The sequence below is a fragment of the Nonomuraea sp. NPDC050783 genome, assembly GCF_040802095.1.
Classification (GTDB): Bacteria; Actinomycetota; Actinomycetes; order Streptosporangiales; family Streptosporangiaceae; genus Nonomuraea.
Genome location: NZ_JBFAHK010000010.1, coordinates 231,772 through 258,078 on the forward strand (window position 1 = coordinate 231,772; position 26,307 = coordinate 258,078).

The 26,307-nt window shown below is 72.9% G+C and carries 20 protein-coding genes; 13 read left to right on the forward strand and 7 right to left on the reverse strand.

Features of this window, described 5'->3' with window-relative positions; translation table 11 throughout:
* Positions 1–20 precede the first annotated feature (20 nt).
* Positions 21–680: a TetR/AcrR family transcriptional regulator gene (locus AB0H75_RS26820; RefSeq protein WP_367800657.1), complete on the reverse strand. Its 660-nt coding sequence runs from the start codon at positions 678–680 to the stop codon at positions 21–23.
* Between the two features lie 84 nt (positions 681–764).
* Between AB0H75_RS26820 and AB0H75_RS26825 the strand changes: the two genes are divergently transcribed.
* Positions 765–1,223 carry a nuclear transport factor 2 family protein gene (locus AB0H75_RS26825; protein ID WP_367800659.1) on the forward strand — a complete coding sequence of 153 codons (459 nt, stop codon included), beginning with the start codon at positions 765–767 and terminating at the stop codon, positions 1,221–1,223.
* Positions 1,224–1,325: 102 nt separating this feature from the next.
* Here AB0H75_RS26825 and AB0H75_RS26830 read toward each other — a convergent pair whose 3' ends face one another.
* Both AB0H75_RS26830 and AB0H75_RS26835 read right to left on the reverse strand, forming a co-directional pair.
* Positions 1,326–3,239 (reverse strand): endo-1,3-alpha-glucanase family glycosylhydrolase, encoded by a 1,914-nt coding sequence (locus AB0H75_RS26830; RefSeq protein WP_367800660.1) that lies wholly within the window; start codon positions 3,237–3,239, stop codon positions 1,326–1,328.
* A 540-nt stretch (positions 3,240–3,779) separates the two neighbouring features.
* The gene (locus AB0H75_RS26835) at positions 3,780–4,688 is read right to left on the reverse strand and encodes a LysR family transcriptional regulator (RefSeq protein WP_367800662.1); all 909 of its coding nucleotides are present in this window, start codon (positions 4,686–4,688) and stop codon (positions 3,780–3,782) included.
* A 99-nt stretch (positions 4,689–4,787) separates the two neighbouring features.
* Here AB0H75_RS26835 and AB0H75_RS26840 point away from each other — a divergent pair, with 99 nt between their 5' ends.
* Genes AB0H75_RS26840 through AB0H75_RS26865 form a run of 6 tightly spaced genes read left to right on the forward strand, consistent with a single transcriptional unit; the run spans position 4,788 to position 10,744 of the window.
* Positions 4,788–5,747: a fumarylacetoacetate hydrolase family protein gene (locus tag AB0H75_RS26840; RefSeq protein WP_367800664.1), complete on the forward strand. Its 960-nt coding sequence runs from the start codon at positions 4,788–4,790 to the stop codon at positions 5,745–5,747.
* Positions 5,737–6,675 (forward strand): cyclase family protein, encoded by a 939-nt coding sequence (locus AB0H75_RS26845; RefSeq protein ID WP_367800666.1) that lies wholly within the window; start codon positions 5,737–5,739, stop codon positions 6,673–6,675. Before AB0H75_RS26840 ends, AB0H75_RS26845 begins: the two co-directional genes overlap by 11 nt.
* 7 nt (positions 6,676–6,682) lie before the next feature.
* On the forward strand, positions 6,683–7,891 hold the full coding sequence (locus tag AB0H75_RS26850) for an FAD-dependent monooxygenase (RefSeq protein WP_367800668.1): 1,209 nt from the start codon (positions 6,683–6,685) through the stop codon (positions 7,889–7,891).
* A complete protein-coding gene (locus AB0H75_RS26855) occupies positions 7,888–8,877 on the forward strand; it encodes an amidohydrolase family protein (protein ID WP_367800670.1) in 990 nt (329 codons plus the stop codon). The genes AB0H75_RS26850 and AB0H75_RS26855 overlap by 4 nt, the downstream gene beginning before the upstream one ends.
* Positions 8,874–9,806 carry a VOC family protein gene (locus tag AB0H75_RS26860; RefSeq protein WP_367800672.1) on the forward strand — a complete coding sequence of 311 codons (933 nt, stop codon included), beginning with the start codon at positions 8,874–8,876 and terminating at the stop codon, positions 9,804–9,806. The genes AB0H75_RS26855 and AB0H75_RS26860 overlap by 4 nt, the downstream gene beginning before the upstream one ends.
* Before the next feature lie 11 nt (positions 9,807–9,817).
* Entirely contained in the window at positions 9,818–10,744 is a 927-nt protein-coding gene (locus AB0H75_RS26865) for a fumarylacetoacetate hydrolase family protein (RefSeq protein ID WP_367800674.1), read from the forward strand.
* Between the two features lie 111 nt (positions 10,745–10,855).
* Here the strand turns inward: AB0H75_RS26865 and AB0H75_RS26870 are convergent, their stop codons facing one another.
* From AB0H75_RS26870 to AB0H75_RS26880, 3 genes are all read right to left on the reverse strand, one after another.
* Entirely contained in the window at positions 10,856–11,128 is a 273-nt protein-coding gene (locus tag AB0H75_RS26870) for a MerR family DNA-binding protein (RefSeq protein WP_367800676.1), read from the reverse strand.
* 288 nt (positions 11,129–11,416) lie between these two features.
* Complete coding sequence (locus tag AB0H75_RS26875; RefSeq protein WP_367800678.1) at positions 11,417–11,872, reverse strand: GNAT family N-acetyltransferase; 456 nt, start codon at positions 11,870–11,872, stop codon at positions 11,417–11,419.
* Positions 11,873–11,892: 20 nt separating this feature from the next.
* Positions 11,893–12,459: a helix-turn-helix domain-containing protein gene (locus AB0H75_RS26880; protein WP_367800680.1), complete on the reverse strand. Its 567-nt coding sequence runs from the start codon at positions 12,457–12,459 to the stop codon at positions 11,893–11,895.
* A 70-nt stretch (positions 12,460–12,529) separates the two neighbouring features.
* On the opposite strand from AB0H75_RS26880, the gene AB0H75_RS26885 reads away from it, so the two are divergent.
* The 6 genes from AB0H75_RS26885 (at position 12,530) to AB0H75_RS26910 (ending at position 24,471) form a co-directional block, all read left to right on the forward strand.
* On the forward strand, positions 12,530–13,072 hold the full coding sequence (locus tag AB0H75_RS26885) for a TIGR00730 family Rossman fold protein (protein ID WP_367800682.1): 543 nt from the start codon (positions 12,530–12,532) through the stop codon (positions 13,070–13,072).
* A gap of 793 nt (positions 13,073–13,865) precedes the next feature.
* Complete coding sequence (locus tag AB0H75_RS26890) at positions 13,866–16,793, forward strand: AAA family ATPase (RefSeq protein WP_367800684.1); 2,928 nt, start codon at positions 13,866–13,868, stop codon at positions 16,791–16,793.
* A gap of 291 nt (positions 16,794–17,084) precedes the next feature.
* Positions 17,085–19,487, forward strand: coding sequence for a hypothetical protein (locus tag AB0H75_RS26895; RefSeq protein WP_367800686.1), 2,403 nt, complete (start codon positions 17,085–17,087; stop codon positions 19,485–19,487).
* 14 nt (positions 19,488–19,501) lie between these two features.
* Complete coding sequence (locus tag AB0H75_RS26900; RefSeq protein WP_367800688.1) at positions 19,502–20,737, forward strand: hypothetical protein; 1,236 nt, start codon at positions 19,502–19,504, stop codon at positions 20,735–20,737.
* A gap of 10 nt (positions 20,738–20,747) precedes the next feature.
* A complete protein-coding gene (locus AB0H75_RS26905) occupies positions 20,748–21,965 on the forward strand; it encodes a hypothetical protein (protein WP_367800690.1) in 1,218 nt (405 codons plus the stop codon).
* A gap of 1 nt (position 21,966) precedes the next feature.
* Positions 21,967–24,471, forward strand: a complete 2,505-nt coding sequence (locus AB0H75_RS26910) for a S8 family serine peptidase (protein ID WP_367800692.1) — start codon at positions 21,967–21,969, stop codon at positions 24,469–24,471.
* Between the two features lie 313 nt (positions 24,472–24,784).
* Here AB0H75_RS26910 and AB0H75_RS26915 read toward each other — a convergent pair whose 3' ends face one another.
* Entirely contained in the window at positions 24,785–25,975 is a 1,191-nt protein-coding gene (locus AB0H75_RS26915) for a DUF2786 domain-containing protein (RefSeq protein WP_367800694.1), read from the reverse strand.
* Positions 25,976–26,307: the final 332 nt, after the last annotated feature.

Below are 26,307 nucleotides of genomic sequence, written 5' to 3' on the forward strand. Positions count from 1 at the left end.
GTTGACGAGGCGTCACGGCCTCACCCCGGATCCTGCCCCGCTCCCCCCAGCATGGCGGTGACCAGGAGTTCCACGCCTCCGAAAGACGCGTCGCCATAGTGCCGGGCCAGGGAGCCGTGCCCGCGCAAGGTGGCGATGCCGTGGCTGAACGCCCAGGTGGCCGCGGCCAGGGTCGCGGTGGGAACGTCAGGCCGCCACCCCTGCCGCTGGCACAGGCCGATGTGCTCGCGCAGGGCGGCGAAGGCGGCATCGCCGGCGCGCTGGTAGTCGGGGTCGTCGGGACGGATGAGCGCGGGGCGGAACATCACCTCGAACCGGCCGGGATGCCGCTCGGCGAACTCGGCGTAGGCCCGCGCGAGGGCGGGAAGCCGGTCGAGCGGCCGCCGGTCGCGCGTGGCCGCGAGCGCGCCGCCCAGATGCTCGATGAACAGGTGGAATCCCTCGACGGCGACGGCGGTCAGCAGCCCGGCCTTGTCGGTGAAGTGGTGGGCCGGGGCGGTGTGCGACACCCCGATGCGGCGTGCGACGTCGCGCAGGCTGAGGTGGTCGGCGCCGACCTCGTCGAGCGCGGTCGCGGCGGCCTGGATCAGGGCGCGGCGGAGGTCCCCGTCGAAGTGCACGCCGACGTCGCGGGCGCGCTCGGGGCGCTTACCGCTGTGCGGATCACGGTTGATTGACACTGTCCAACTCCGTTAGATTGACAGTGTCAATCTAACGGAGGTTCAGACGGTGCACACCTTCACGACACGACGGCGGGACGCCGGATGATCGGCCGCGTCGCGGCGGCGGTCTACCGGCGCGGGCTGGCCGCCCTCGAAAGAGGGGACATCGACGCCCTTCTCGCCAACTTCCGGGCCGACTGCGAGCTGATCTTCATCAGTGACACGGCGCTCGGTGCTCATCTCTCCACCCGTGCCGGCCTGCGGCGCTGGTTCGAACGGTTCGGGCGGCTGCTTCCCGATCCACGCTTCGAGATCCAGCGCCTCGTCGTGGCCGGCCCCCTGTGGAACCAGCGCCTGGCCGCTCATGTGATCATCCGCAGTACCGTCCTGGGCGAGCCCTACCAGAACCAGTTCGCCCAGTTCCTCACCATGCGATGGGGCAAGGTGGTGGAGGATCTGATCCTGGAGGACACCCTGACCTGGCACGGGGCCAGCCGCCGTCTGGTGGCGGCGGGCCATCCCGAAGCCGGCGCCGGAAGGCTCGGCGAACCCGGAGCCTGACCGCCGGGCGTGCGGGAGCGTCACCCGAGACGGCGAGCCGAGTGGCGCGGCCGGGTCCCTGAATCCTCCGGCCCGCGGGATCCAGGAACCCGGGCGTCCGGGTCAGCGGCCGCTGGAGGCCGCCCGGTAGTGCAGGTCCTGCACGTACGGCGTGGTGGTGATCGGGTAGGGCGAGACGACCTTCGCCACGGTGGCGGAGCCGCGGGTCACGGTGGCCGAGGCGGTGCCCGCCCTGAGGGGGAACGTCTTGGCCGAGACCCCGGCGGGCGCGTCGTAGGTCTGCGTCGTGCCGCCGATCGTGACCGACACCTTGCCCGCCGCGGTGAGCATGCTGAGCACCTCGACCGTGTCACGGGCCGCGGTGCTGCCGCCGCGCAGCTTCATCAGCTTGGTCTGAGCGTGGCCGGGCGTGGCCGCGACCGGCTGGACACGGTGGGTGAGGTAGGCCACGTCGTTGGTGATCTTCGGGCAGCCCAGCTTGTAGCAGGTCAGGTAATAGGCGTTGATGTCCAGATAAGTCCACCCGGCGTTGGCGGAGGGGGCGAACTGGGTGTTCTCGGAGTAGTCGTTCCAGGTGGTGAGCTGGACCCAGTCGGCCTTGCCGTCGATGGCGCCCTTCCACGTGGCCCGCAGGTTCTCGGTGTTGCCGGCCTCGTCGAAGATGCCCTGGTTGGGCCGTTCGTCCTGCACCGACACCGGCTGCATCCAGATCTTGTCCATGCCGTGCGCGGTGGTGATATTGGTGGTCAGGCTCGCGTTGGCGGCGGGGTTGCGGCCGCCCCAGTTGGAGAAGCCGTAGCTGATGGAGGCGAAGGCCGCGCGGTTCTTGTTGAAGTCCAGGAAGACCGGCACCAGGGCGACCTTGATGCCGTGGGCGGTCTCCATGGTCCTCATCCAGTCGGCCCACCAGGCCGCGGTGCGGCCTTCGGCCTTGAACGGCGCCACGACCAGGCGGTTGTCGGCCAGCCGGTAGACCGACTTGGAGGCCGCCAGCTTGGCCATCGCCGTGGCCAGGGTGGCGCTGTCGACCGAGGCCAGCCCGTTCGTGTCCGGCATCAGCACGATCTTGAAGCCGGGATCGACCGCTTCGGCGGCCTTGATGAGGCTCTGCACCCGCGTCCAGTGCGCGCTGGTCACCGACAGGATGTCGACGGTGAAGCCGTCCAGCCCGGCGGCGACGGCCTGCCTGACCTCGGTCTTGAAGTCCGCCAGCGCGTAGTCGCCGCTCAGCGGCGCGCGGCCGATCGGCCGGTCGCGCAGCAGCCCGCCGTAGGCGGCGTGCTTGCCGCTCTCGCCCTCCGGCTTGAGGTAGTTCCTGGCGTAGTAGTCGCCGGCCGGCGCCTGGTTGTCCAGCGAGATCGGGTAGGGGGTGAAGTAGTGCCCGAACACCTTCTTGCCCGCCGCCCGCAGCGCCGCCGTGGCGGCCGGGGTGAAGGGCAACGGCCCGTCACCCTGCTCCTCGCCGCTCCCCCCGGTGTAGGTGACGGTCAGCTTCGGGCCGCGGTTGCCGCTCTCGCGCGAGGACATCAGCACCGTGGTCGTGCTGGACGTTCCGGTGAGGGCGAACGCGTAGGTGCCATTGCCCTGGACGGCCGCGGAGACGTCCAGCCTGGCCGTCGCGCCGGCGGTGAAGCCGGTGTGCGAGCCGATCGCGCTCCCGCCGACCGCCGGCCGGTCGCTCCAGGTGGTCGCCTCGGTCCAGGAACCGCTCACCGGCAGGACGGAGACGGTGGTGTCGGTCGTCCTGGCCGGGACCACGTCCAGGGTGACCTTGACGTCCTCGGCGTCCTCGGGGATGCCGGTGACCTTGAAACGGGTCAGCGCCACGCGCTGTCCCGCGCCGGCGCCGCCGCAGCCGGAGCCGCAGACGCTCAGCCACGTCGCGGCGGCGAAGCTCTTGGCCGGCTCAGCCTGGCTGACGAACACGTCATCGGCGGCGGCGAAGGTCACGCTGACCGGCGCGGCCGCGGCGGCCTGCGACGGGGCGAGGGCCCCGAGCGTGACGAGGGCGGTCACCGCCCCGAGTAAGGCCCGATATCGGTGGAACAAGAAGACTCCTATGACCGTGGTCCTGGCATGCCTCCGGCATGCCGCTGTGATCGATGATCACTCCATAACGTGCCACCGCGACGTCGTGCCGTGCCGCCCGGATCTGGGTTCCGTGATCGAAGTGCCGCCACCACCCGGGGGAGGCCGTGACGGCGCGCCCCTCCGTCCGATGTATGGCTGCAGAGGCTAGGAGCGCGGGCTTCCGGTCCTCTTCCGGAGGTCTTCCCGAAACCCGCGCGGTCCGCGGGCCGTACGCAGGACGCACCCGGAAGCCGGGAGATCGGCCGAAGCCGAGAGCGGTCACAGGCGGGCGATCCACTCATCGCCCATGAGGACGTCAGCACCCCTGGCCGGGAAGACCCGCCTGGTCAAGAAGTCGTGCACGTCCGGTTCCGCGTCGGCGCAGGCGTCGCTGAGCACGGTCAGGCGACAGTCCAGGCGACAGTCCAGGCGACAGTCGCGGTCGAAGGCGTCGCAGAGCGTGGCGGCGACCGTCGCCCCGGCCGCTCAGCCTCCCGCCAGTTCCCCGGCCACCCGGACGGCCATCTCGCGCAGCCAGACGTGGGCCGCGTCGTGGGTGTGCACCGGGTGCCACCACAGGGCCTCGCGCAGGTCGACCGCCTCGAACGGGCAGGGCAGCACGCGTACCGGGGCCAGGTCGCGCAGCAGGCCGGCCAGGCGCCGCTGCATCATCGCCACGCGCCGGGTGCCGGCCACCAGGCTGGGCAGGAGCTGGAAGCTCTGCACGGACACGTCCACGTACGGGTCCAGCCCGAGCATGGTGAGCTGCCGGGTGACGGGCGCGTCGAACGGGCGCTGATAGATCACCCAGGGCAGGCGGGCCAGGTCGTCCATGGTGAGCCGCTCGCCGACCTCCGGGTGGTCGTCGGCGACCAGGCACACCCACTCGTCGCGGTACAGCTCCACGGCGGGCAGGTCACTGATGACGCCGTGCGGCATGAGCATGCCGTCCACGCCGCTGAGCGCGGCGTCGGCGTGCTCGACGATCTCGGGTGTGACGTGCCGGAAGTGCAGCCGCACCCCGGGCGCCTCCTCGTGCAGGAGGCGGGCCAGCCGGACGCCGAAGACGGCGATGCCGTAGTCGGAGGACAGCAGGGTGAACTCGTGCTGCTCGGTGGCCGGCTGGAAGTCGGCGCGGCTGGCGAACAGCCGCTCCAGCATCGCCGAGGCGGTGACGGCCGGGGCGAGCAGGGCGGTGCCGAGCGGGGTCAGCTCGTACCGGTTGCCCCGCCGCACCAGGAGCTGGTCGGAGAAGTGGTGGCGGAGCCTGGCGAGGGCGGCGCTCATGGCCGGCTGGCTGAGCCCGACGCGCAGGCCCGCCCTGGTGACGTTGCGCTCCTCCAGCAGCGCGCGCAGGGCGACGAGCAGGTTCAGGTCCAGGCTGGCGAGGTTCATGGCACATCCATGTCGTGGATGGAGACGATCCAGAGAATCGATTTCCCAGATTGCGGCGGATGTTCCAAGGTTAAAGCCGATCCCCTCGGAGGAAACCTCGTGGAAACATCCTCGTCCCTTGCCGGCCCGTTCGCGCTCGGCACCTTCTCGGCCGGTCCCGGCCCGGCCTTTCCCGGTCTCGTCGCCGGCGACCGGGTGCTCGACCTGAGCGAGCACGCGTCCAGCACCCGCGCGCTGCTGGAGCGCTGGGACGACGTCCTGCCGCTGCTGCACGCCGCCGCGACGGCGCCGGGGGAGTGGCGGCCGCTGGCGGAGCTGCGCGTGCACGCCCCGGTCGAGCCGCGCCAGATCCTGCAGTCCGGCGCCAACTACCGCACCCACGTCATCGACCTGGCCGTGGCGCACGAGCCCGCCGGCGGCCGCCCCGCCGAGCAGGTACGGGCCGAGGTCGCGGCGATGATGGACCGGCGGGCCGCCGAGGACCAGCCGTACGTGTTCGTCGGGCTGCCGTCCTCGGTCACCGGCCCGTACGACGACGTGGTGATCCCGCCGTGGTGCGCGAAGCCGGACTGGGAGCTGGAGCTGGCCGCCGTCATCGGCCGCCCGGCGTTCCGGATAGATCCGGAAAATGCTCGCGAACACGTCGCGGCCTACACGATCGCCAACGACATCACCGCCCGCGAGCTGGTCTTCCGCCGCGACATGCCGGAGATCGGCACCGACTGGCTGCGCGCCAAGAACGCGCCCACCTTCACCCCGCTGGGCCCGTACCTGGTGCCGGCCGCCTTCGTCGGCGACCCGTCCGGCCTGCGGGTGACGCTCAAGCTGAACGGCCAGGTCATGCAGGACGAGTCCACCAAGGACATGATCTTCGACGTGGCCCGCCTGGTGTCCTACGTGTCCCAGACCGTCGAGCTGCTGCCCGGCGACCTGGTGCTGACCGGCAGCCCGGCGGGCAACGGCCTGCACCACGGCCGCCTGCTGCGCGACGGGGACGTCATGGAGGGCACGATCACGGGCCTCGGCACGCAGCGGAACAGGTGCGTCGATGAACGCTGAGCAGGCCATCGCCGAGGCGGCGGCGAAGTACTCCAACTGGGGCCGCTGGGGCGCCGACGACGTGCTGGGCACCGTCAACTTCATCGGCCCGGCCGAGCGCCGCGCCGCCGCCGCGCTGGTCCGGCGGGGCGAGACGTTCTCGCTGGCGCAGCGCTTCGATGCCGACGGCCCGCAGAAGGGCTGGCGGCGCCGTACCAACCCGGTGCACACCATGACCGACACCGGCCTGGACGCCGTCCACGGGAACCAGGGTTTCCCGCACGGGTTCGGCGGCGCGGACGACGTGATCGCCATGCCGCTGCAGTGCTCCACCCAGTGGGACGGCCTCGGCCACATCTTCGACCACGGCCGGGCCTGGAACGGCCGCCCCGCCGACAAGGTCGTCACCAGCGAGGGCGACCAGGTCACCGGCATCGAGCACCTGGCCGCCCCGGTGGCGGGCCGCGGCGTGCTGCTGGACGTGGCGGCGGCGTACGGGGAGCTGCCGGACGGCTTCGCCGTCACCGAGGAGCACCTGACCGCCATCGCCGAGGCGCAGGGGGTCCGGGTCGGGCGCGGTGACCTGGTGTGCGTGCGTACCGGCCGCCTCGCCAGGGCCAGGCGCGAGGGCTGGGGCGACTACGCGGGCGGCCCCGCGCCCGGCCTGTCGTTCTGGAGCGCCGGCTGGCTGCACCGCACCGAGATCGCCGCCATCGCCACCGACACGTGGGGCTTCGAGGTGCGCCCCAACGAGTTCGAGGGCGCGTTCCAGCCGTTGCACCAGGTCGTCATCCCGCACCTCGGCCTGCTCGTCGGCGAGATGTGGGACCTGGAGGCGCTCGCCGCCGACTGCGCCGCCGACGGCGTGTACGAGTTCTTCCTCACCGCCCCGCCGCTGCCGGTCACCGGCGCGGTCGGCTCCCCCGTCAACCCCCTGGCCATCAAATGAGGCCCCCATGTCAGCAGTAGGCCCAGCAGTAGGCCCAGCAGTAGGCCCAGTAGTAGGCCCAGTAGTAGGCCCAGTAGTAGGCCCAGCAGTAGGCCCAGCAGTAGGCCCAGCAGTAGGCAACGTCCTCATCGTCGGCGGCGGCACCGCGGGCCCGGCCCTGGCCGTCCTGCTCGCCCGCGCCGGCGTCACCGTGGAGATCGCGGAGATCGAGCCGGGCCCGACCACGCTCGGGTCGGGCATCACGTTGCAGGGCAACGCGCTGCGGGTGCTGCGCGACCTCGGCGTGTGGGAGCAGGTGAGCGCGGCCGGGTTCGCGTTCGACTCGCTCGGGCTGCGCACGCCCGACGGCCGCCTGCTCGCCGAGATCCCCGATGCCCGCACCGGCGGCCCCGGCCTGCCCGCCGCCCTCGGCATGAACCGCCCGGAGCTGGCGGCCATCCTGGCCGCCGCCGTGCGCGACGCCGGAGCGCGCGTCAGGTACGGCCTGACAGTGGACGCCGTGTCCGGCACCGGCGAGGTGACCTTCTCCGACGGCACCACCGGGCGCTACGACCTGGTGGTGGGCGCCGACGGCATCCGCTCGCGCGTCCGCGGCCTGATCGGCGTCGAGGCCGCGCCCGAGCCGGTCGGCATGGGCATCTGGCGCGTCCACACCCGCCGCCCCAAGGACGTCGAGCGCACCGACCTGATCTACGGCGGCCCCTGCTTCATCGCCGGCTACTGCCCGACCAGCGCCGACACCATGTACGCGTACCTGGTCGAGCAGGCCAGGCCGAGGGAGGCCGTCGGCGACAAGGTCGCGCACATGCGGGCGCTGGCCGGAGGGTACGGCGGCGCCTGGGACGAGATCCGCGCCGACATCACCGACCCGGCCCGCATCAACTACACCTGGTTCGAGTCGCTGCTCGTGCCGCGCCCGTGGAACCGCGGCCGCACCGTCCTGATCGGCGACGCCGCCCACGCCTGCCCGCCCACCCTGGCCCAGGGCGCCGCCCAGTGCCTGGAGGACGCCGCGGTCCTGGCCGAGCTGCTGCTCGCCGCCGACCGGCTCGACCAGGACCTGTTCGAGGCGTTCATGGACCGCCGCCACGCCCGGGTGAAGGCCGTGGTCGAGGCGTCGGTGCAGCTCGCCCGCTGGCAGCTCGACGGGGTACGGGACGCGGACCTGCCCGGCCTGATGGGCACGATCGCGGGGATGGTGAGCGAGCGCCCATGATCACCGTTGACGTGCACGCGCACGTCCTGCTGCCGGAGATCGAGCGGGCGGTGGCGGGGCGACCCGGCCACGACGCCCACCGGGAGCTGGACGCCCGCCGCAACGGGCCCCACGCCACGGCCGTGTCGGGCGCGATGATCGGCGAGCGGATCGGCCTGCTCACGCGGGCCGGCGACCGGCTGGCGGCGATGGACGCGGCCGGGGTGGACGTGCAGGTCGTCTCGCCGTCGCCCTCCCACTACCACTACTGGGCCGATCCCGGCCTGGCCGCCGAGGTGTGCCGCCTGGCCGCGGCGGGCGTGGCCGCGCACGTCGCCCAGGCGCCGGACCGGCTGTCCGGCCTGGGACTGGTCCCGCTCCAGCACCCCTCGCTGATGACCGGCGCCCTCGACGACGCGCTCGCACACGGGCTGAGAGGCGTGCAGATCTCCTCCCACGCGCCCGGCCGGGAGCTGTCCGACCCGGCCTACGAGCCGTTCTGGGCGCGCGCCGCCGCCACGGGCGCGGTCGTGTTCCTGCACCCCTTCGGCTGCACCCTGGACGAGCGGCTGGACCGCTGGTACCTGTCCAACCTCGTCGGCCAGCCGGTCGAGAACGCCGTCGCGCTCTCCCACGTGATCTTCTCCGGCGTCCTGGACCGGCATCCCCGGCTCAAGCTGCTGGCCGCGCACGGCGGCGGCTACCTGCCGTACTACCTGGGCCGCGCCGACCACGGCTGGCGGGTGCGGCCCGACGCCCGCGGCTGCGCCCGCGAGCCGAGCAGCTACCTGCGCGACCTGCACTTCGACTCCCTCACCCACGACCCGGCCGCGCTGCGCGAGCTGGTCCGCGTCGCCGGGCCCGAGCGGGTGCTGCTCGGCTCGGACTTCCCCTTCGACATGGGCGACCCCGACCCGCTCGCGGCCCTGCGCGCGGCCGGGCTCGCGGACACCCCCATCAGCGGCGGCAACGCCGTCCGGCTGTTCGACCTGAAGGATCCCTCATGAGACTCATCACCCACCTGCGGCACGTGGACCTGGCCGTGCCCGACTACGACAAGCAGCGCGACTTCTACGCCGGCGTCTGGGGCCTGACCGAGGTCGCGAGCGACTCCGGCATCAGCTTCCTGGCCGCCGAGGGCTCGCCCGAGCAGTACGTCGTCCGGCTGCGCAGGGCCGCCGAGAAGCGCCTCGACCTGATCTCCTTCGGCGCCGCCACCCCCGGCGACGTGGACGCCCTGGCCGAGCGGCTGCGCGCCGCCGAGGTCACGCTGGTCTCCGAGCCCGGCAAGCTCGACACCCCCGGCGGCGGCTACGGCTTCCGCTTCTTCGACCTCGACGGCCGCACCGTCGAGGTCTCCGCCGACGTGGCCGTCCGCGGGCACCGCAAGCTGGAGGCCAAGGAGGCGATCCCCGTACGCCTGTCACACGTGGTCCTGAACGCGCCCGACATCGACGCCACCCGCACCTGGTACGAGACCCACCTGGGCTTCGCCCTGTCCGACACCCTCGCCCACCCCCGCATGGGCCAGGTCATGCACTTCATGCGCTGCAACCCGCAGCACCACAGCATGGCCATCGCCCGCGGCCCGCACGCCAGCCTCCACCACATCAGCTTCGAGCTGCGCGGCCTCGACGAGTACATGTACGGCACGGGGCGCCTCCTGCGCGCCGGAGTCCGCATGATCTGGGGCCCCGGCCGCCACCTGGCCGGCGACAACACCTTCTCCTACTTCCTGGACCCGCACGGCAACACCGTCGAGTACACCACCGAGCTGGAGGAGCTCGACGAGGACGCCTGGCACCCGCACGTCTACGACTTCTCCGAGCCCGAGGTCACCGACCAGTGGGGCACCGCCAACCCCATGAACGAGCTCATCGCCAAGGAGTCCTTCAACGACCCCGACCGCGGCGTGTTCGTCGCCCCGCCGGTCTAGGGGCCGCTCCGATGAGGATCGCGACCTACAGCCATGACGGGCGCACCCGCTGCGGTCTCGTGGACGGCGACACGATCAGGCCGCTGCCCGACGGGGTCGGCCCCCTGAACGTGCCCGCGGGCGCGCGGACCGGCGAGCCGGTCCCGCTGGCGCAGGTGCGGCTGCTGCCGCCCGTCGAGCCGCCCTCGGTCCGTGACCACGTGACGTTCGAGGAGCACGTCGAAGGCGTGCGCAGGAGCGTGGAAGGGCGCGGCGGCGTCCCCGGCGCCTGGTACGACGCCCCGGCCTTCTACTTCGGCAACCCGCACGCCATGATCGGCGCGTACGACGACGTGCCGGTCCCGCCCGGCTGCCACGCCTTCGACTTCGAGCTGGAGGTCGCGGCGGTCATCGGCGAGGAGGGCGCCGACCTCACCCCGGAGCGGGCCCGCGACCACATCTACGGCTACACCGTCTTCAACGACTGGTCGGCCCGCGACCTGCAGTCCCGCGAGATGCAGGTCGGCCTGGGCCCGTGCAAGGGCAAGGACACCGCCACCACTCTCGGCCCGTGGCTGGTCACCGCGGACGAGCTGGAGCCGTACCGGGACGCCGACGGCTTCCTGCGCCTGGCCCTGTCCGTGCGGGTCAACGGGACGGAGGTCGGCCGCGACCTGCTGTCCAACATGAGCTGGACCTTCGAGGAACTGGTCGCCTACGCCTCGCGCGGCACCCGCGTCCGCCCCGGCGACGTGCTCGCCTCCGGCACCTGCGGCAACGGCGGCTGCCTCGCCGAGCTGTGGGGCCTGCGCGGCAGGCAGGACCCGCCCCCGCTCCGGCCCGGCGACACGGTGGAGATCACCGTCGAGGGCATCGGCACCGTCCGCAACACCGTCGTCGCCGGCGCGGACCCGGTGCCGCTGCCCAGGGCCCGCTCACGCCCCCGGCATCGCCCCTAGGAGAGGCGCGGAACGCGTGCGAGGGAGGGCGTCGTGGCCGCCGCCTCGACGTCACCGGCGGCGCGGGACCCGCTCCTGCGGGCACTCACCGTTCGACCCGCAGAAACAGGATCACGCGAAGATCGCTTCATCCGCCACGTCCGTGGAGGTGACCAGGAATCCGTGCGGCGATCCGGTCGCGAGCATGCCGCGCTCGGCGAAGCTGTGCGGGCAGGCGAGCGCGTGCTCGATCAGCTCCTTGGCCGCCCGCGCCTGTGAGATGCGCTGTTCGAGCTCCTGGACGTGGCGGCGCAGCAGGTCCCGGTGGTCCAACGGGCTGGGCGCGGTCAGCAGCGTGCGCAGCTCTTTCAAGGTGAAGCCGGCTTCCTTGCGCCGGCGGATCACGGCGCGGATGCTGTTGCAGCACATCAGCGGGCGGACGCCCGGTTATCGAGAAGGTCACCGGCCACTCGATCGCCGAGGAGATGAAGCGGCGGATCGTGGGCCCGCTCAAGCTGCGGGACACGGTGCCGCCGGGCGCCTCGCCGGAGCTGCCGCGGCCGCACCCCCACGGCTACTTCCGCTACCAGGACGACGGGGGCCAGTGGGAAGGTGATCGGCGTCACCCGCCAGAACCCCTCCCGCTCCTTCGGGGTTGACACGGGGGGCGGCGTTCGGCTCGGGCGGGCTCGATCAGAGGAGTCTCGTCATGAACACGCTGTGCGGGTCGGGCCGGTAACCGGCGAAGGGTTCACAGTAGTCGAAGCCGAATTTCTCGTAGAGCCTTCTCGCCGGCAGGAAGAAATCGGTCGAACCGGTCTCCAGGCTGAGCCGGGTGAAGCCCATGCGCCTGGCCTCGGCGAGGATGTGCTTCAGCATCAGGGACGCGAGCCCGCTGCGTTTGAGGTGGGACGCGGTGCGCATCGACTTCAGCTCGGCGTGCGCCGCGTCCAGCCTCTTGATCGCGCCGCAGGCCACGACCGAGCCGCCGTCCATGGCCGACCAGAAGGTGACCCCGGGGCTGCGGAGCCCGTCGAGGTCGAGGGCGTGCACGCTCTCCGGCGGTGTTATCGACTTCATCTCCTCGACGTGCTCGTTGAGGAAAGCGGCGATCTCCGGGCCGGACAGGTCGTCCACGACGATGTTCATCTCACTCCTCGGACGGTGTTTCACGGCAGGACGACCAGCACGGCGTAGCGGGCGGCACCGGGGCCGGGGTTGCGGAAGCGCGTCGGCCCCCACAGGCGGAACCGCAGGCAGTCCCCCTTCCGGAGGACGTGCCGCTGCCCGTCCACGGTGAGCTCGACCGTGCCGTCCAGCACCCAGATGTGCTGCTCCTGGCCCGGTACGGGCGGCCTGTCGTACGGGATGTCGGCCCCCTCCCGCAGGAGGCCCTCCGTGACCTCGCCCTTCAGCCCGGGGTGCGGCGGGGACACCGAGCGCCGGGTGAAGCCCGACTCCTCGTCCCGCCACACCTGCTGCCGGTCGGATCGCATCAGTTGCGGGGGCTCCGACTCCACCTCGGCGAGAAGTTGCGACATCGTCCGTCCGTAGACGGCGCACAACTTGCCCAGCAGTGCGGCCGTCGGGCTGACCTCCGCGCGTTCCAGCCGCGACAGTGTCGAACGGCTCACGCCCGCCTGTGCCGCCAGCTCGTCCAGCGACCAGCCGCGTTCGACCCGCAAGTCGGCGAGCCGCCCGGCGAGCCGGGTCTCCAGGTCTTCCGCGGTTCTCATATATGGGATCCTATCCCTTATATGAGAACGCTACAATTCCGCCGCCGCCCGGCATCCGCAAGGGGGACGCATGAAGCGCATCGCCATCTTCACCGGCTCGACGCCCGGCGCCGCCTCCGCCTTCTCGGACCTGGCCGCCGGCGTCGGCCGTGAGCTGGCGACCAGGGGGATCGGCGTGGTGTACGGCGGCGGGCGCGCCGGCCTCATGGGCGCGGTCGCCGACGGGGCGCTCAAGGCCGGCGGCGAGGTGATCGGCGTGATCCCCCGCAGCATGGTCGAGCGCGAATGGGCCCACGACGGCATCACCGAGCTGCACGTCTGCGAGACGATGCACGAGCGCAAGGCGATCATGGCAGACAAGTCCGACGCCTTCCTGGCCCTGCCCGGAGGGCTCGGAACCCTCGAAGAGATCTTCGAGGTGTGGACCTGGCGCCGACTCGGCTTCCACCGCAAACCGGTGGGCTTCCTCAACGCCGGCGGCTTCTGGACCCCCTTGCTCGCCGCGCTCGACACCATCGCGGCCGACGGATTCCTGTCTCCCGCGGCCATGAGGGACGTCGTCGTCGAACGGGACCTGCCCGCCGCCCTGGAGGCGCTGTCCCTCCTCGGCTGAGGGCCGGCTCCAGGCGGCCGTCGCCGACCCGTCGCGCCGACCCGTCGCGCCGACCCGTTGCGCCGACCCGTTGCGCCGACCCGGCCGCCGGCCTCTGCGCCGGGGGTGCGGTAGCGGCCGGGGCGTCGGTGATGCCGGCGAACAGGTTGTCCAGCTTCAGCTCGCCGGTGGCGATGGGGGCGAACCAGGCGTACCGGTCGTAGTAGCGCCGCCCCGCACCGCGTCGCCCGACTTGTCGAGGACCACGCGGTAGATGGCCGGGTACTCGACCGTCCGGCCGCCGATGACGGCCGTGTTGTGCGCGCCGTGCCGAGATGCCGGGTGAACCGGGCGACGTCGTGGTGGGCGTCGGCGGCCCCGCCCGAGCTGAACGTCAACCCCCGAACCGGTCCCGCACCGCCGCGATGGTGGCGTCCAGCTCGTTGACATCGCTCACTGCCCTGTCTCCTTCGTGATCACTTGCCGCGGCCCAAGCGAGCGGGCGCGGACCAACCGGGTTTTTCTGATGTCCACCGGCGTGGCCGTCCAGAGCATGACGAACAACGACAAGCTCGATTGATCAGTCGGAGGGCCGTTCGGCGGTGATCCAGGCGGTGAAGCGCCGCGCGCGGCCGGATGCGCCGGGAGGCCCGGGTGACCGCTCCGTGGACCTCGTGGAGGGCGTGGTCCCCGGCGGAGCCGCGTCAAGGGCGTCGCGCCATGCGGCGTCGTTGATGGGCCGGCCGTGTGCGGCGAGGTCCCCGTTCGCGGCGGCCCTTGCGGGTTCGGGCGTGATATATACACCCATAAAGGGATGAACGAAACTCATGTTCGGCGGAAGGCGCCCTCGGACGCACTCCCGCCGGCGCTCATCGGCCGCGACGACGCCATGGCCGCGATGGTCGCCGCGGTGTCACGACACGCCCTCGTGCTCGTCGAGGGCGAGGCGGGCATCGGCAAGTCCCGCCTGCTGGACGAGTGCCTGGCCGATCCCGGCCTGCGCGGCCGTACCGTGCTGATGGCCGCCTGCCCGCCCCTGCGGGAGCCGTTCCCGCTCGGCGCGGTGGTGGACGGGCTGCGGGCCTTCCACGAGCGCTTGGGCGAGCTGGCGCTGAGCCCGCTCGCCGGTGCGCTGCGCACGCTGTTCCCCGAGTGGGCGTCGTGGCTGCCGCCGGCGCTGGAGGTGCTGCCCGACCCGCAGGAGACACGCCACCGGCTCTTCCGCGCGCTCGGCGAGCTGATCGACGCGCTCGGAGTGGACGTGCTGGTGGTCGAGGACGCGCACTGGGCGGACGCCGCCACGCTCGACTGGCTGCTCACCCTCACCACCTCGCGTGGCGCCGCGCGCTCGATCGTGGTCACCTACCGGCCGCTCGACGTCGGCGAGGGCTCGCCGCTGCTGCGCCTGACCTCGCGCCCGCCCAGGAACATGTCCTGGGAACGCATCGCGCTGGAGCCGCTGGACGTGCCGCAGACCGGCGCCCTGGTGAAGTCGATGTTCGCGACCGCCGACGTGTCCGACCACTTCGCGGCCTTCCTGCACGAGCACACCGGCGGCATCCCGCTCGCGCTGGAGGAGACCGTACGCCTGCTGCGCGCCCGGCGCGACATCTTCCGGGCCGAGAGCGGCTGGCGCCGCCGTATCACCGAGGAGCTGCGCGTGCCGCCCACGGTGCGCGACTCCGTCCTGGAACGCGTGACCCGGCTCGACCCGCCCACCCGCGCCGTGCTGGAGGCCGCCGCCGTGCTGGAGGCGCCCGCCGGCGAGGCGCTCCTCGCGGCGGTCGCGGGCCTCGACGAGGCCTCCGTCCGGGACGGCCTGGCCGTCGCGCTCGCCTCCGGCCTGCTGCGCGAGGCCGGCCGGGGCACGTTCGGCTTCAACCATGTTCTGGCCTCGCGCGCGGTCGCCGAGGCGACCCCCATCCCGTCGCGCCGCCGGCTGCACCACCGCGCGGCCCTGGCCCTGAGCGAGGGCGAGCACCCTCCCGTCGTACGGCTGTGCCGCCACTTCCGCGAGTCCGGCGACGTCGAGGAGTGGTGCCGCTACGCCGAGGCGGCGGCCGAGCTCGCCATGGAGGCGGGCGACGGCCACACGACGGTCGCCATGATGCTGGACCTGCTGACCGCCGCCGACCACCCGGTGGAGCGCCTGGTGCGCCTGGCCAGGCGGCTCGGCGCGGCTGTCTCCGTCACCGCCGAGCCGCTGCTGGGGCTGGGGGAGCGGGTGCGCGCCGCGCTGGAGGAGACGCTCGCGCATCCCGGGCTGCCGGCCGAGGCCAGGGGGGAGCTCGGGCTGCGGCTGGGGCGGCTCCGCTTCCACCTCGGCGAGTTCGAGGCCGCGATGGCCGGCCTGGAGGCCGCCATGCCGGATCTGGAGGACCGGCCCGAACTCGCCGTCCAGGCCATGCTCCTGCTGGCCAACCCGATGATCCGCGCCTGGCCGCGGGCCCGCCACCTGGAGTGGGCCGGCCGGGCGGAACGCCTCTTCCCGCTGGTCGGCCTGCCGGCCGAGCGGGCCGCGTTCCTGTCCAACCAGGCCGCGGCGCTGCTCTGCCTCGGCGAGGAGGACGGCTGGCGCGTGGCGCGCGCCCTTCCCGCCGACGGGGACAGCCGCCTGGAGCGCCAGGAGATCGCCCGGGGGCGGCTGATGGTCGGTCAGTTCTGTACGTTATGGGGCCGGCACGACGACGCCCGCGCCTACCTGGACTCCTCCGCGGCGCTGGTGGAACGGGCGGGCTACCGCCGGATCGAGGACGTGCTGAGGCTGGCGCGGGCTCACCTGGCCTGGCACGACGGGCACTGGGACGGCCTGGACGACGTGGCGGCCGAGCTGGCCGGCTCGGAGACGGCCGACGAGGCGACCCGCCTGGAGGCCCGCATGATCCTCGGCTGCCTGGACCTGGCGCGCGGCGTACCGCAGCGGGCCGAGCAGCGGCTGCGCGAGGTCCTCGCCGCCAGCCTGGCGCGCGGGCACGCGGACCCGTTCATCTTCCCCGACGTGGCGCTGGCCCGGATCCTGCTCGCGCGCGGCGAGCCGGAGGCCGCGGTGGAGATCACCGGACCGATGCTGGAGATGATCGCCCGCAAGGACGTGTGGCTGTGGGCCACGGAGCTGCTGCCGGTCCATCTGGACGCGCTGCTGGCCGTCGGGCGGACGGAGGAGCGGGCCGGCCTGGCGGGGGCCTTCGCCGCCGGGATGGCGGGACGTGACGCTCCGGCCGCCGCCGCGGCGGTCGTGACCTGCCAGGCCATGGTCACCGCCGACCCGGGGCCGGCGGCGGGCCTGTTCGGCCGGGCCGCGGCGATGTGGGCGGCGCTGCCCCGCCCCTACGACGGGCTGCTCGCCGCCGAGCGCCAGGGCCGCCGCCTGCTCGACGCGGGCGAGCGCGAGCGGGCGCTGACGGTGCTGGCGGAGAGCCAGCGGAAGCTTGCCGCGCTGGGCGCGCGCTGGGACGCCGACCGGGTCGCTCACCTGCTGCGCGAGCAGGGGGTCGAGGTGGCCAGGCCGTGGCGCGGCGGGCGCAAGGGGTACGGCGACCGCCTGTCCCCGCGCGAGGTGGAGATCGTCCGTCTGGTGGCGCTCGGATGGACCAACAAGCGCATCGCGGAGAGCCTGACGCTGTCGCCGCGTACGGTGGAGCGCCACCTCAGCGCGGCCATGCGCAAGCTGTCGGTCCCCACGCGCACCGCCCTCGTCACCACGGCCGCCGCCGACGGACTGCTGGACGAGACACCGACATAGATTGCTTTTCCCTATTAATTGGGTGATTTACCGACTCGCGACGTCGGCGGGCCCGTCCGATCCTGATCTTCATGCATAACGATCAACCGGATGTCGAGCCGGACGCTGGGCCGGACGCGGTGTCTGACGCTGGGCCGGACGCGGTGTCTGACGCTGGGCCCGATGCCGGGCCGGACGCCGTTTCCGAGGAGAGCCTCCTGGGTGAGGCGGCGCCCGACGGCGCACACGAGCCGCTGTGAACCAGCACGTCGTGCGCCTGCCGTACAGGCGCGGTCAGAAAGCGGGACAGAGATGACAATCCACCACCGGTTAGGCTCTCCACGCCTTCCCCGCCTGGCCACGGCCGGCCTGGTGCTGGCACTGGCGCTGGCGGCGGGCGCCGCGCCCGCCGCGGCCGCCCCGCCGCTGGACCCCACCCCCCACGCCGCCGGCCCCGCCACCAGAGCGCCTGAGACGGGCACCTCGACGGTGACCCTGCTGACCGGTGACCGCTTCCAGGTCGACATCGACGAGCGCGGCGGCCAGCAGGTCAGCAGGCTCCCCGGCGGCGGCCCGGCCGGAGGCACGTTCTCGCAGTTCACCATCGGCGGCGACACCTACGTCGTGCCGTCCGAAGTGGTGCCCTACCTCGGCAAGACCATCGACCTGCGCCTGTTCAACGTCGGCTACCTGGTGCGGGCCAAGCTGGACGACGAGCGCAGCGCCACCCTCCCGGTCACCGTGCGGGCCGGTCGTGCCCAGGCCGAGGCCCTGCCCGCCACCAGCGTCACCGCCGCCACCGGCAACGCGGCCACCGCGACGGTGACCAAGAAGGAGGCTCCGGCGCTCGGCAGGCTGCTGGCCGAGACCTGGCGCGGCGCGAAGGGCGACGCCGTCGGCACACTGCCCGGAATCGAGCGGATCGAGCTGGCCGCCCCCAAGGGCGCTCCCGAGCCGCCGCCCTCGCCGCTGGCCGCCGACGCGCCCGCGGCCAAGGCATCCGGCGGGGAGCTGAGCTACTACATGCTGACCGTCGACTCCATCGCCAGGGACGGCACGCCCGGCACGATGATCGGAGCCGTCCAGAACGTCAGTGACGGGGCCCTGGCCACCTTCGCCTTCACCTACCCGGGCGAGGGCAAGAAGTCGTTCATGGTGCCGGAAGGCACCTACAGCATCATGGCCAGCGTGCTCACGGCCCCGGCCACCGACCTCACGTCGGAGACGGCACTGGTGATCGAGCCCGAGGTGCGGGTCGGCGCCGACACCAGCGTGGTGCTGGACGCCAGGAAGGCGGTCCGCTACCGGCCGACTCTGGCCTCGCCGCCGCAGGCGCCGCTGATCCGCTCCGAATCCCTGTCGTTCGTCCGCACCAGCGCCGCGGGAGACGAGACGGGCGTCAGCCCCTCAGGATTGATCGCGGGCTTCACCTGGAGGACCTACTCCGACCCGGTCACCGGCAGCCCCGACCTCTACGTCACCCCGACCAGGCCGGTCAGGAAGGGCGACTTCACGTTCACGGGCTTCACGCTGCTGGCCGAGAACGCCGACTCGGGGCCCGAGATGGGCGCGACGTACAAGCTGGTGTTCGCCTACGGCGACGCCGTGCCGGGCAGGCTGACGCCGGTCGTCAGGAAGTCGGAGCTGGCCGCGGTGCGCTCCACGCTCTACAACACGGCCTCCGACGCCGCCTCGCCAGGACCGGTGAGCCGGGCGTCCTTCGTGTTCCTGCCGTGGGGGTGGTCCGACGTGAGCCACGGCTTCCTGCCGGCCGCCGGCGAGCGCGTCGACTACGTCTACAGCACCAGGCCCGACGAGACGTACTGGCAGCACGTCATGGCCGCCGACACCAACGAGGTCATCCTCGGGGAGCGCCGCAAGCTGCGCCCCGGCCAGGAGATCAGAGAGGTGTGGAACCTCGGCCCCCGGACGCCGTCGGCGGCCGCCACCTACGTGCAGGAGACCCTTCTCGGGGTCGGAGGCCCGGGCAGCAGGGTGGACAAACCGTGGCTGCAGGTGTGCCTGGCGTGCAGGCAGGGCTCGCTGGGCACGGTCTACCTGAACGGGTTCGCCGACTCGGCGCCGCTGCACTCGACGTCGGAGGCGTACGCCACGTCGCGGACGACGTTCTACCGGGACGGCAAGCTCGCCTTCGACCTGGGCACCGGCGGCTACACGCCCTACCTGCCCATGCCGTTGTCGCTGCCGCTGGCACCGCGCCCGGCCGATTACCGCCTGGTGTGGGACTTCGCCAGCCGGGCGAACTCCCAGTCGCCGAGCCGTACCGAGTGGACCTTCCGCAGCGGCCCGCGTGACGCCGCCGCCGCGCTGCCCCGCACCGTGCAGTGCGCCGAATCCACGCGCCCGTGCTCCTTCCTGCCGCTGCTGTTCGTGCACTGGAACCTGTCGCTCGGCCTGGACTCCCGAGCCAGGGCCGGGCAGCCGTTCGAGGTCGCGTTCCGGGTCTCGCGCCAGGAGCACCAGGCCCGGCCCACGGGCGTGCGGGCCACGGTCGAGGTGTCGTACGACGACGGCAGGACCTGGTCGGCTCCGAAGACCGCCACCCCCAGGCGGGACGGCACGTTCTCCGCGCCGATCACGCATCCGGAGTACTCCGAGCCGGTCCGCTGGGTGTCGCTGCGGGTCAAGGCGGGAGCCGGCGACGGCAGCACCGTCACCCAGACCAACATCCGTGCCTACCGGCTCGCCAGCTGACCGGGAGACCTGACATGCGCACCCGTCGATGGACGAAGCTCGGGGGCGTGGTGGCGACGCTGCTCACCACGATCACCCCGCTGACCCTGCTCACCCCTTCCGCCGCGGCCGCCTCCATCGGGGCCGCCTCCATCGGGGCCGCTGCCGCCGCGCCGCCCGCCACGAGCCCGGCCTGCCCCAAGGACGCCAAGGACACCGGGCCGGCGACGTGCCTCCTGCGCGCCGGCACGGGAGGCGGCGACCAGCCGCTGCCGCGCGTCACCGCCGGCCGGGGCCCGCTGACCGCCGGGGACCTCCAGGAGGCCTACCGGCTGCCCTCGGACTGGCTGGGCGGCGGCCAGAGCGTGGCCGTCGTCACCCCGTACGACAACCCCGAGGCCGGGGACGAGCTGGCCGAGTACCGCAAGGCGAACGGCATGCCCCCGTGCGACGCCGACTTCCCCTGCTTCAAGAAGATCAATCAGCGGGGCGGCGACACCCCGCCCGCCCCGAGCCCCGCCTGGGCGGTGCACAGCAGCGTCGGGCTGCAGCTCGCCGCGGCGGCCTGCCCGAACTGCAAGCTCCTGCTGGTGCAGGCCGACGACCCGTCCCTGGCCAGCATGGCGGCGGCCGTGGACCAGGCCGCCGCGCAGGGCGCCACCGCGGTCGTGCCCATGTGGGGCGTGGCCGAGTACGACGGCCAGAACGCCCTGGCCGCCCACTTCGACCACGCGCCGACCACCGTCGTCGCCCCCTCCGGCGCGGGCTTCAACAGCGGCGGCCGCCAGATCCTCCCCACCGCCTACCCGTCGGTGATCGCCGTCGGCGGCACCCAGCTCTACCGGGACCCCGCCACCACGCGCGGCTGGAACGAGTCCGCCTGGCGCGACACCGCCTCCGGCTGCTCGATGTACGCCCCGCGCCCGGCCTGGCAGCCGGCCGGAGCGTGCGGAAGCCGGCGCACCGTGGCCGACGTCGCGGCGGTGGCCTCCTCCGACACCCCGGTCCAGGTCTACAGCACCAGCCTGGGCGGCTGGGGCACCGCCGCGGGCACCCCCGTCGCGGCGGCGTTCATCGCCGGCGTGTACGGCCTGGCCGGCACCGACTCGGCCGTCCCGGCGGGCAAGCGGCTCTACGCCGCCTCGCCGTACCTGAACGACATCATCGCCGGAAGCAACGGCGCCTGCGGCGGCGGCAAGATCTGCACCGCGGTGCGCGGCTACGACGGGCCCAGCGGCATGGGCACCCCCAACGGCACCGGCGCCTTCTAGGAGAACCCTGATGCGAACACCACGACCTCCCCGCAGGCGGTTGCGCCGGGCCACCGTCGCGGTCGGCCTGACCGCCCTGCTGAGCACCGCCGCCACCGCCGCCACTCAGGCTCCCGCCACCGCCGGGACGGGCTGCGTACCGACCTGGACGATGCTCGACGCGCCCGCGAGCGAGGGCGTCGTCGACGTCGACGTGATCTCGCGTGACAACGTGCGCTTCTCCGAGCAGCTTGAGGAGGGCGCCCGGTCGCTGCGCTGGAACGGCCGCTCGCTGGTCGAGAACGGCCCCCAGATCCCTGTGCCCCCGCGCACCGCGAGCCTCTTCCAGGTGGGCGCCGGCTCGTTCGACGTCGCCGGCGGCTGGTCACTGGTCAACCTGCACGGCCCCTTCCAGCCGGACGGGACAGGCGTGCTGGCCCGCCTCGACGGCGGCCGCTGGACGCTCACCACGGCGGGCGCGTCGCAGAGCCCGGAGACCGGACCGTCCTGGCTGGAGGGCGTCGCCACGCTGGACTCCTCCCGGGCGTGGGCGGTGGGCCGCGTCGACGGGCCGGCGGGCGGCGCGCTCATCCAGCGCTGGGACGGCACGGAGTGGACGACGGTCGACCACCCCGCGGCCCGCCGCGCCTCCGCCGATCTGAGATCGGTGAAAGCCGTGCCGGGCGGCGGCGTCTGGGCCGCCGGCTTCCAGAAGAACGAGCGGACGGGCTCGTACCAGCCGATGGTCCTGCGCCACGACGGGACGGCCTGGATCGACGTCGCACTGCCGGACCCCGGCGCGGAAGGCATGTTGTACGCGCTCGACGCCTCCGGCCCCGACGACGTCTGGGTCGCCGGCATCTCCGGCAGCCAGAGCAGCCCGAGACCGCTCCTGCTCCACTGGGACGGCCGGAGCTGGACCACCGTGCCCGTGCCCGAGCCGGGCCCCTACGGCGGCGACATCTTCAAGCTGTACGCCCCCGCCCCCGGCCAGTTGTGGGCCCTCACCAACGACAGCAGCATGGGCGTGTTCCACGTGTGGCATTGGGACGGCGCCTCCTGGCAGGAGGCCAAGCCTCAGGGCGAGCAGCCGGAGGCGTTCGGCTTCATCTTCCACGACGTGGACGGCAGCGGCCCCGACGACGTGTGGGTGACCGGAAGCTCCAACCGGACAGTGCCCTCCGACATCGGCTACCCGCAGTTGCTGCCGCGCCGCCTGATCGCCCACCTGAGCTGCGGGAGTGAGTGACGTGAGAGTTCCCCGAAAGGCGCCCGCGCTGGCGTGCGCCCTGACCCTGGTGGCCACCGCCCTGTCGGGCGCCCTCCCCGCACGGGCCGCCGCGGACGATCCGGTGATCGCGCCGGAGGTGCTGGCGAGCTTCGACGCGCGAGCCACCACGGATTTCTGGGTGCGCATGTCGGGCAAGGCCGACCTCGCCCCCGCCAAGAAGATCGCCGGCCCCGCCGCCCGTGGCCGGGACGTGGTCGAGCGGCTGCACGCCAGAGCCGACCGCGACCAGGAGCCGCTGCGCAAGCTGCTCAAGGCGGAGGGAGTGAAGTCCACGGCGTTCTGGGTCACCAACGCCGTCTACGTGAAGAACGCCTCGCAGGCGCTGGCCAGGAAGATCGCGAAGTTACCCGGGGTCGAGGAGATCCGCGCGCCCGTCACGTACACCATCCCCGAGCCGATCCGGAGCACGCCCGCCGGGGCCGCCGCGGCGACGGGCCTCACCTGGGGCGTGTCCAACATCAACGCCGACGACGTGTGGGCGCGGACCGGCCGCCGCGGCGAGGACATCGTCATCGCCAACATCGACTCCGGCGTCCAGTACGACCACCCCGCCCTGGCCAGGAGCTACCGGGGCAACAACGGGGACGGCACCTTCACCCACGACTACAACTGGTACGACCCGCTGAGCGAGTGCCCGGGCGGCGCGCCGTGCGACAACAACTCCCACGGCACCCACACCATGGGCACCATGGCCGGCGACGACGGCCAGGGCAACCAGATCGGCGTCGCCCCGGGCGTGCGCTGGATCGCCGCCAAGGGCTGCACCACCGACCAGTGCTCGGAGGAGGCCCTCGTCGCGTCCTCGCAGTGGATGCTCGCGCCCACCGACTCCACCGGCGCCAACCCCGACGCGTCCAAGCGCCCGCACATCGTCAACAACTCCTGGGGCGCGAGGCTGACCACCCAGCCGTTCATGGAAGACATCCAGCTCGCCTGGGCGGCCTCCGGCATCATGGGCATCTGGTCCAACGGCAACGACGGCTCCGCCTGCCAGACCTCCGGAACGCCCGGCGGGCGCGTCATCAACTACTCGGTGGGCGCGTACGACGTCAACAACAAGATCGCGAGCTTCTCCAGCCGCGGTCCCGGCCAGGACGGCGAGATCAAGCCGAACATCTCCGCACCGGGCGTGAGCGTCCGCTCCTCGGTGCCCGGCGGCGCCTACGCGTTCTTCGACGGCACCTCGATGGCGGCGCCGCACGTCGCGGGAGCGGTCGCGCTGCTGTGGTCGGCCCGCCCCGAGTACGTACGCGACACCACGGCCACCCGCCTGCTGCTGGACCTGTCGGCCATCGACACCGAGGACACCACCTGCGGCGGCACCGCGGCCGACAACGCCGTCTACGGCGAAGGCCGCCTCGACGCCCTGGCCCTGGTCGAGGCCGGAACGCGCGGCACCGCCACGCTGGCCGGCACCGTCACGGACGCGACCACCGGCCGGCCGGTCGAGGGCGCCACCGTCACCCTCACCGGCCCGCTGACCCGCACCTCCACCCTCGGCGCCGAAGGCACCTACCGCTACACCCTCGTCGCGGGGGAGTACCAGCTCAAGGCCGAGGCGTTCGGCTACCAGACCACGACGAAGACCGCCACCCTGGCCAAGGACGGCTCCCTCACCCTGGACGTCGCCCTGCCGCGAACCGAGCGGATCAACCTGACCGGCACCGTCTCCGACGGCTCCGGCCTCGGCAGGGGGCTCGCCGCGAAGATCACCGCCGACGACGGCAAGGGCCACACGTGGACCGCCGAGTCCGACCCCGCCACCGGCGCCTACACGTTGTCCCTGCTCCCGTCGAGGACCTACACCCTCACCACCCGCGCCACGGAGCCCGGCTACGACCCGTCCGTCCAGCAGGTCACCATGGGCGAGACCGGCCGGCGGCTCGACCTCGGCCTGACCGTCTCCCTGTCCTGCGTGGCCCGCGGCTACGAGGTGATCCGCGACGGCAGCACCGAGCCGTTCGACGGCGCCGCGGCACCCAAGGGCTGGACGGTCACCAACGTCGATCCCCGCATCCCCAACTACGCCTACCAGCCCGGCTGGGTCTTCACCGACGCCGGCGGGCGGGGCAACCACACCGGCGGCGCGGGCGGGTTCGCCATCGTCGACTCCCTGCACTCCGGCAAGGGCCACCTCCAGGACACCTACCTGACCAGCCCCTCCTACAACCTGACCGCCCGGACCTCGGCGACCCTGGAGTTCGCCCACGACCTGAAGCCGGCGGTCAACTCCACGACCGGCGTCGACCTCAGCGTGGACGGGGGCCGTACCTGGAAGACCGTGTGGTCGGCCAAGGGCTTCCCCGGCGCTCCAGGACCGGCCGTCCACGTCGTCCCGCTGCCGGACGCGGCGGGGCGGGCCGACGTGCGGGTCCGCCTCCACTACCGGGGCCAGCTGTCCGGCTGGTGGGCCGTCGACGACGTGTTCGTCGGCGACCGCACCTGCCGGCCCGCGGCGACCTGACCCCACCGCCGCGCGCCGCCGCCCCCGGGACGGAGACCGCCCGGGGGCAGCGGCTCGGGCGGGGGGCGTCGCGGGAAGGCGCTCTACAAATGACGGCGATCTATGTCGGGCCTTGTCCGCACATGTCCGGACCGTCACCGACCACCTGCCTGCCCTACGGGACGTCGTACGAGCACGCACGATCACCCCTTGAAGCAGTGGGAAACGCAGCCAAGGCCCGGACGGACAGGGCTCACCTGACAGCAGCCCGGTCAAGCTGTGTTCCCCCAGGACCGGGGAGGACACCGAGGACGGCGATCCGGCACCCGGAGCGCTATCGGTCACGCGCCCCGAGGTCGGCCTGATCGGCGGCGGTACGGCCGGCCACCCAGCCCTCCCGGTCCCACGACGTGCGGACCGCGTGCGAGACCAGGTGGGGGAACATACGCTCGACCGCCTGCTCCACTTCCTGCTCGCGGGCCGCCAGCACCGGCACCAGGTCGGTGCCCCGGCTGGCGCTCTCCTGAGCGACCGCGGCCGCCGTGGCCTCGGCGAGCCGCTCGCCGATCCTGGAGGCGAACGCCGACAGGAACGACTGGCGGAACGCCTTGCTCCTCGACCGGCCGGTGCCGTGCTTCTTGGTGCCCGAGTTCACCAGCGCGGTCTGCGCCTGCACCAGCAGCGAGGTGAACAGCACCTCCACCCAGGACAGGTCCGCCCAGAACCCCAGCACGGTGGCGAACCCCAGCTCCTGCGACCAGATCACCCGGCACCGGTTGGCCTCGGCGACAAGGTTGAGCAGCACGGCCTTGGGCTGCTCGTACGGCGCGTCGATGCCGACCCGGATACCCGCCGGAGCCTCGCCTCCGCCTGACCGCGCCTCCAGCATCGCCGCGTCGATGCTGTACTTCGCCATCAGGCTCTGCGCCGCCGACGTGAACGTCTGCGCCTCCGCCTCGTACGTCGTCGACTCCGCCTTGGCGAGCAGCGCCCGCACCCGCGCGAGCGTCTTCTCGCTGACCGCGTGCGGGCGTGCCCGGACCGTACGGCGGGCGGTCCCGGGCGGCGGGCCCAACGACTCCAGCCGGGGCAGCCCGGTCAGCAGTCCCAGCAGCTCCAGCACGCCGGAGACGGTCATCAACCGGCCGGCCCCCGCTCCGTCGCGTGCCTGCCGCGCCGCCAGGTAGCCGCCCTTCCACCACACCGCGGCCTCCAGGGCGGCGAGCTGGTCGCGCCAGCGCTCGTCCACCGTGGCGGGCGCGTAGGCCCGCATCTCCCAGGCGACGAGGTCGGCCGCCACCCGCCCGTGCCAGTCCGTCAGCCGCCTGGCCGCGATCCTGACCACGTCGGCGGGCTGCCAGCCGTTGCGCCACAACGCCGAGATCGCCCGGCTCGCCACCTCCACCAGCACGCGATCGGCGTCGTCCCGGTCGGCCAGGAACGCGGCGGCGGAGTCGAAGGCCGCCTGATCCTCGCGGGCGAGCGCCCCCAGCGCCGCGCTGACCAGCTCATCGGTCTTACCCACCCGTGCCGCCCCATCCGAGAAAAGTCCGCCAGAACCTTACCGCGAGCGAACCTCGTCCTCGTTCACCGGCGTGGTGGAAGGCGATGAGGTACTCGCCGACGACGGCCAGGCCGCCTTGGACCGGCCGCGGCGACCCCGCTGCCGGTCATCGAGATCAACCGGAGACCGACCTGGTCAGGCCGCGTGTCACGGCCCAGTGGGTGCCGCACCCATGCTGGATCGGCCTCGCCGAGCTCGATGTCGTTCTCATCGAGACCGCCGGCGATGGGGAAACGGCCTGCGTCGACGACGAACCTGCGGCGATTCCGTGGCCGGTTCGCTGTGAGACGGGC

Coding starts and splice junctions, on each gene's coding strand:
- AB0H75_RS26825 (WP_367800659.1), top strand. CDS start 765: ATGATCGGCCGCGTCGCGGCGGCGGTCTACCGGCGCGGGCTGGCCGCC.
- AB0H75_RS26835 (WP_367800662.1), bottom strand. CDS start 4,688: ATGAACCTCGCCAGCCTGGACCTGAACCTGCTCGTCGCCCTGCGCGCG.
- AB0H75_RS26845 (WP_367800666.1), top strand. CDS start 5,737: ATGAACGCTGAGCAGGCCATCGCCGAGGCGGCGGCGAAGTACTCCAAC.
- AB0H75_RS26850 (WP_367800668.1), top strand. CDS start 6,683: ATGTCAGCAGTAGGCCCAGCAGTAGGCCCAGCAGTAGGCCCAGTAGTA.
- AB0H75_RS26855 (WP_367800670.1), top strand. CDS start 7,888: ATGATCACCGTTGACGTGCACGCGCACGTCCTGCTGCCGGAGATCGAG.
- AB0H75_RS26860 (WP_367800672.1), top strand. CDS start 8,874: ATGAGACTCATCACCCACCTGCGGCACGTGGACCTGGCCGTGCCCGAC.
- AB0H75_RS26865 (WP_367800674.1), top strand. CDS start 9,818: ATGAGGATCGCGACCTACAGCCATGACGGGCGCACCCGCTGCGGTCTC.
- AB0H75_RS26875 (WP_367800678.1), bottom strand. CDS start 11,872: ATGAACATCGTCGTGGACGACCTGTCCGGCCCGGAGATCGCCGCTTTC.
- AB0H75_RS26880 (WP_367800680.1), bottom strand. CDS start 12,459: ATGAGAACCGCGGAAGACCTGGAGACCCGGCTCGCCGGGCGGCTCGCC.
- AB0H75_RS26885 (WP_367800682.1), top strand. CDS start 12,530: ATGAAGCGCATCGCCATCTTCACCGGCTCGACGCCCGGCGCCGCCTCC.
- AB0H75_RS26890 (WP_367800684.1), top strand. CDS start 13,866: ATGAACGAAACTCATGTTCGGCGGAAGGCGCCCTCGGACGCACTCCCG.
- AB0H75_RS26895 (WP_367800686.1), top strand. CDS start 17,085: ATGACAATCCACCACCGGTTAGGCTCTCCACGCCTTCCCCGCCTGGCC.
- AB0H75_RS26900 (WP_367800688.1), top strand. CDS start 19,502: ATGCGCACCCGTCGATGGACGAAGCTCGGGGGCGTGGTGGCGACGCTG.
- AB0H75_RS26905 (WP_367800690.1), top strand. CDS start 20,748: ATGCGAACACCACGACCTCCCCGCAGGCGGTTGCGCCGGGCCACCGTC.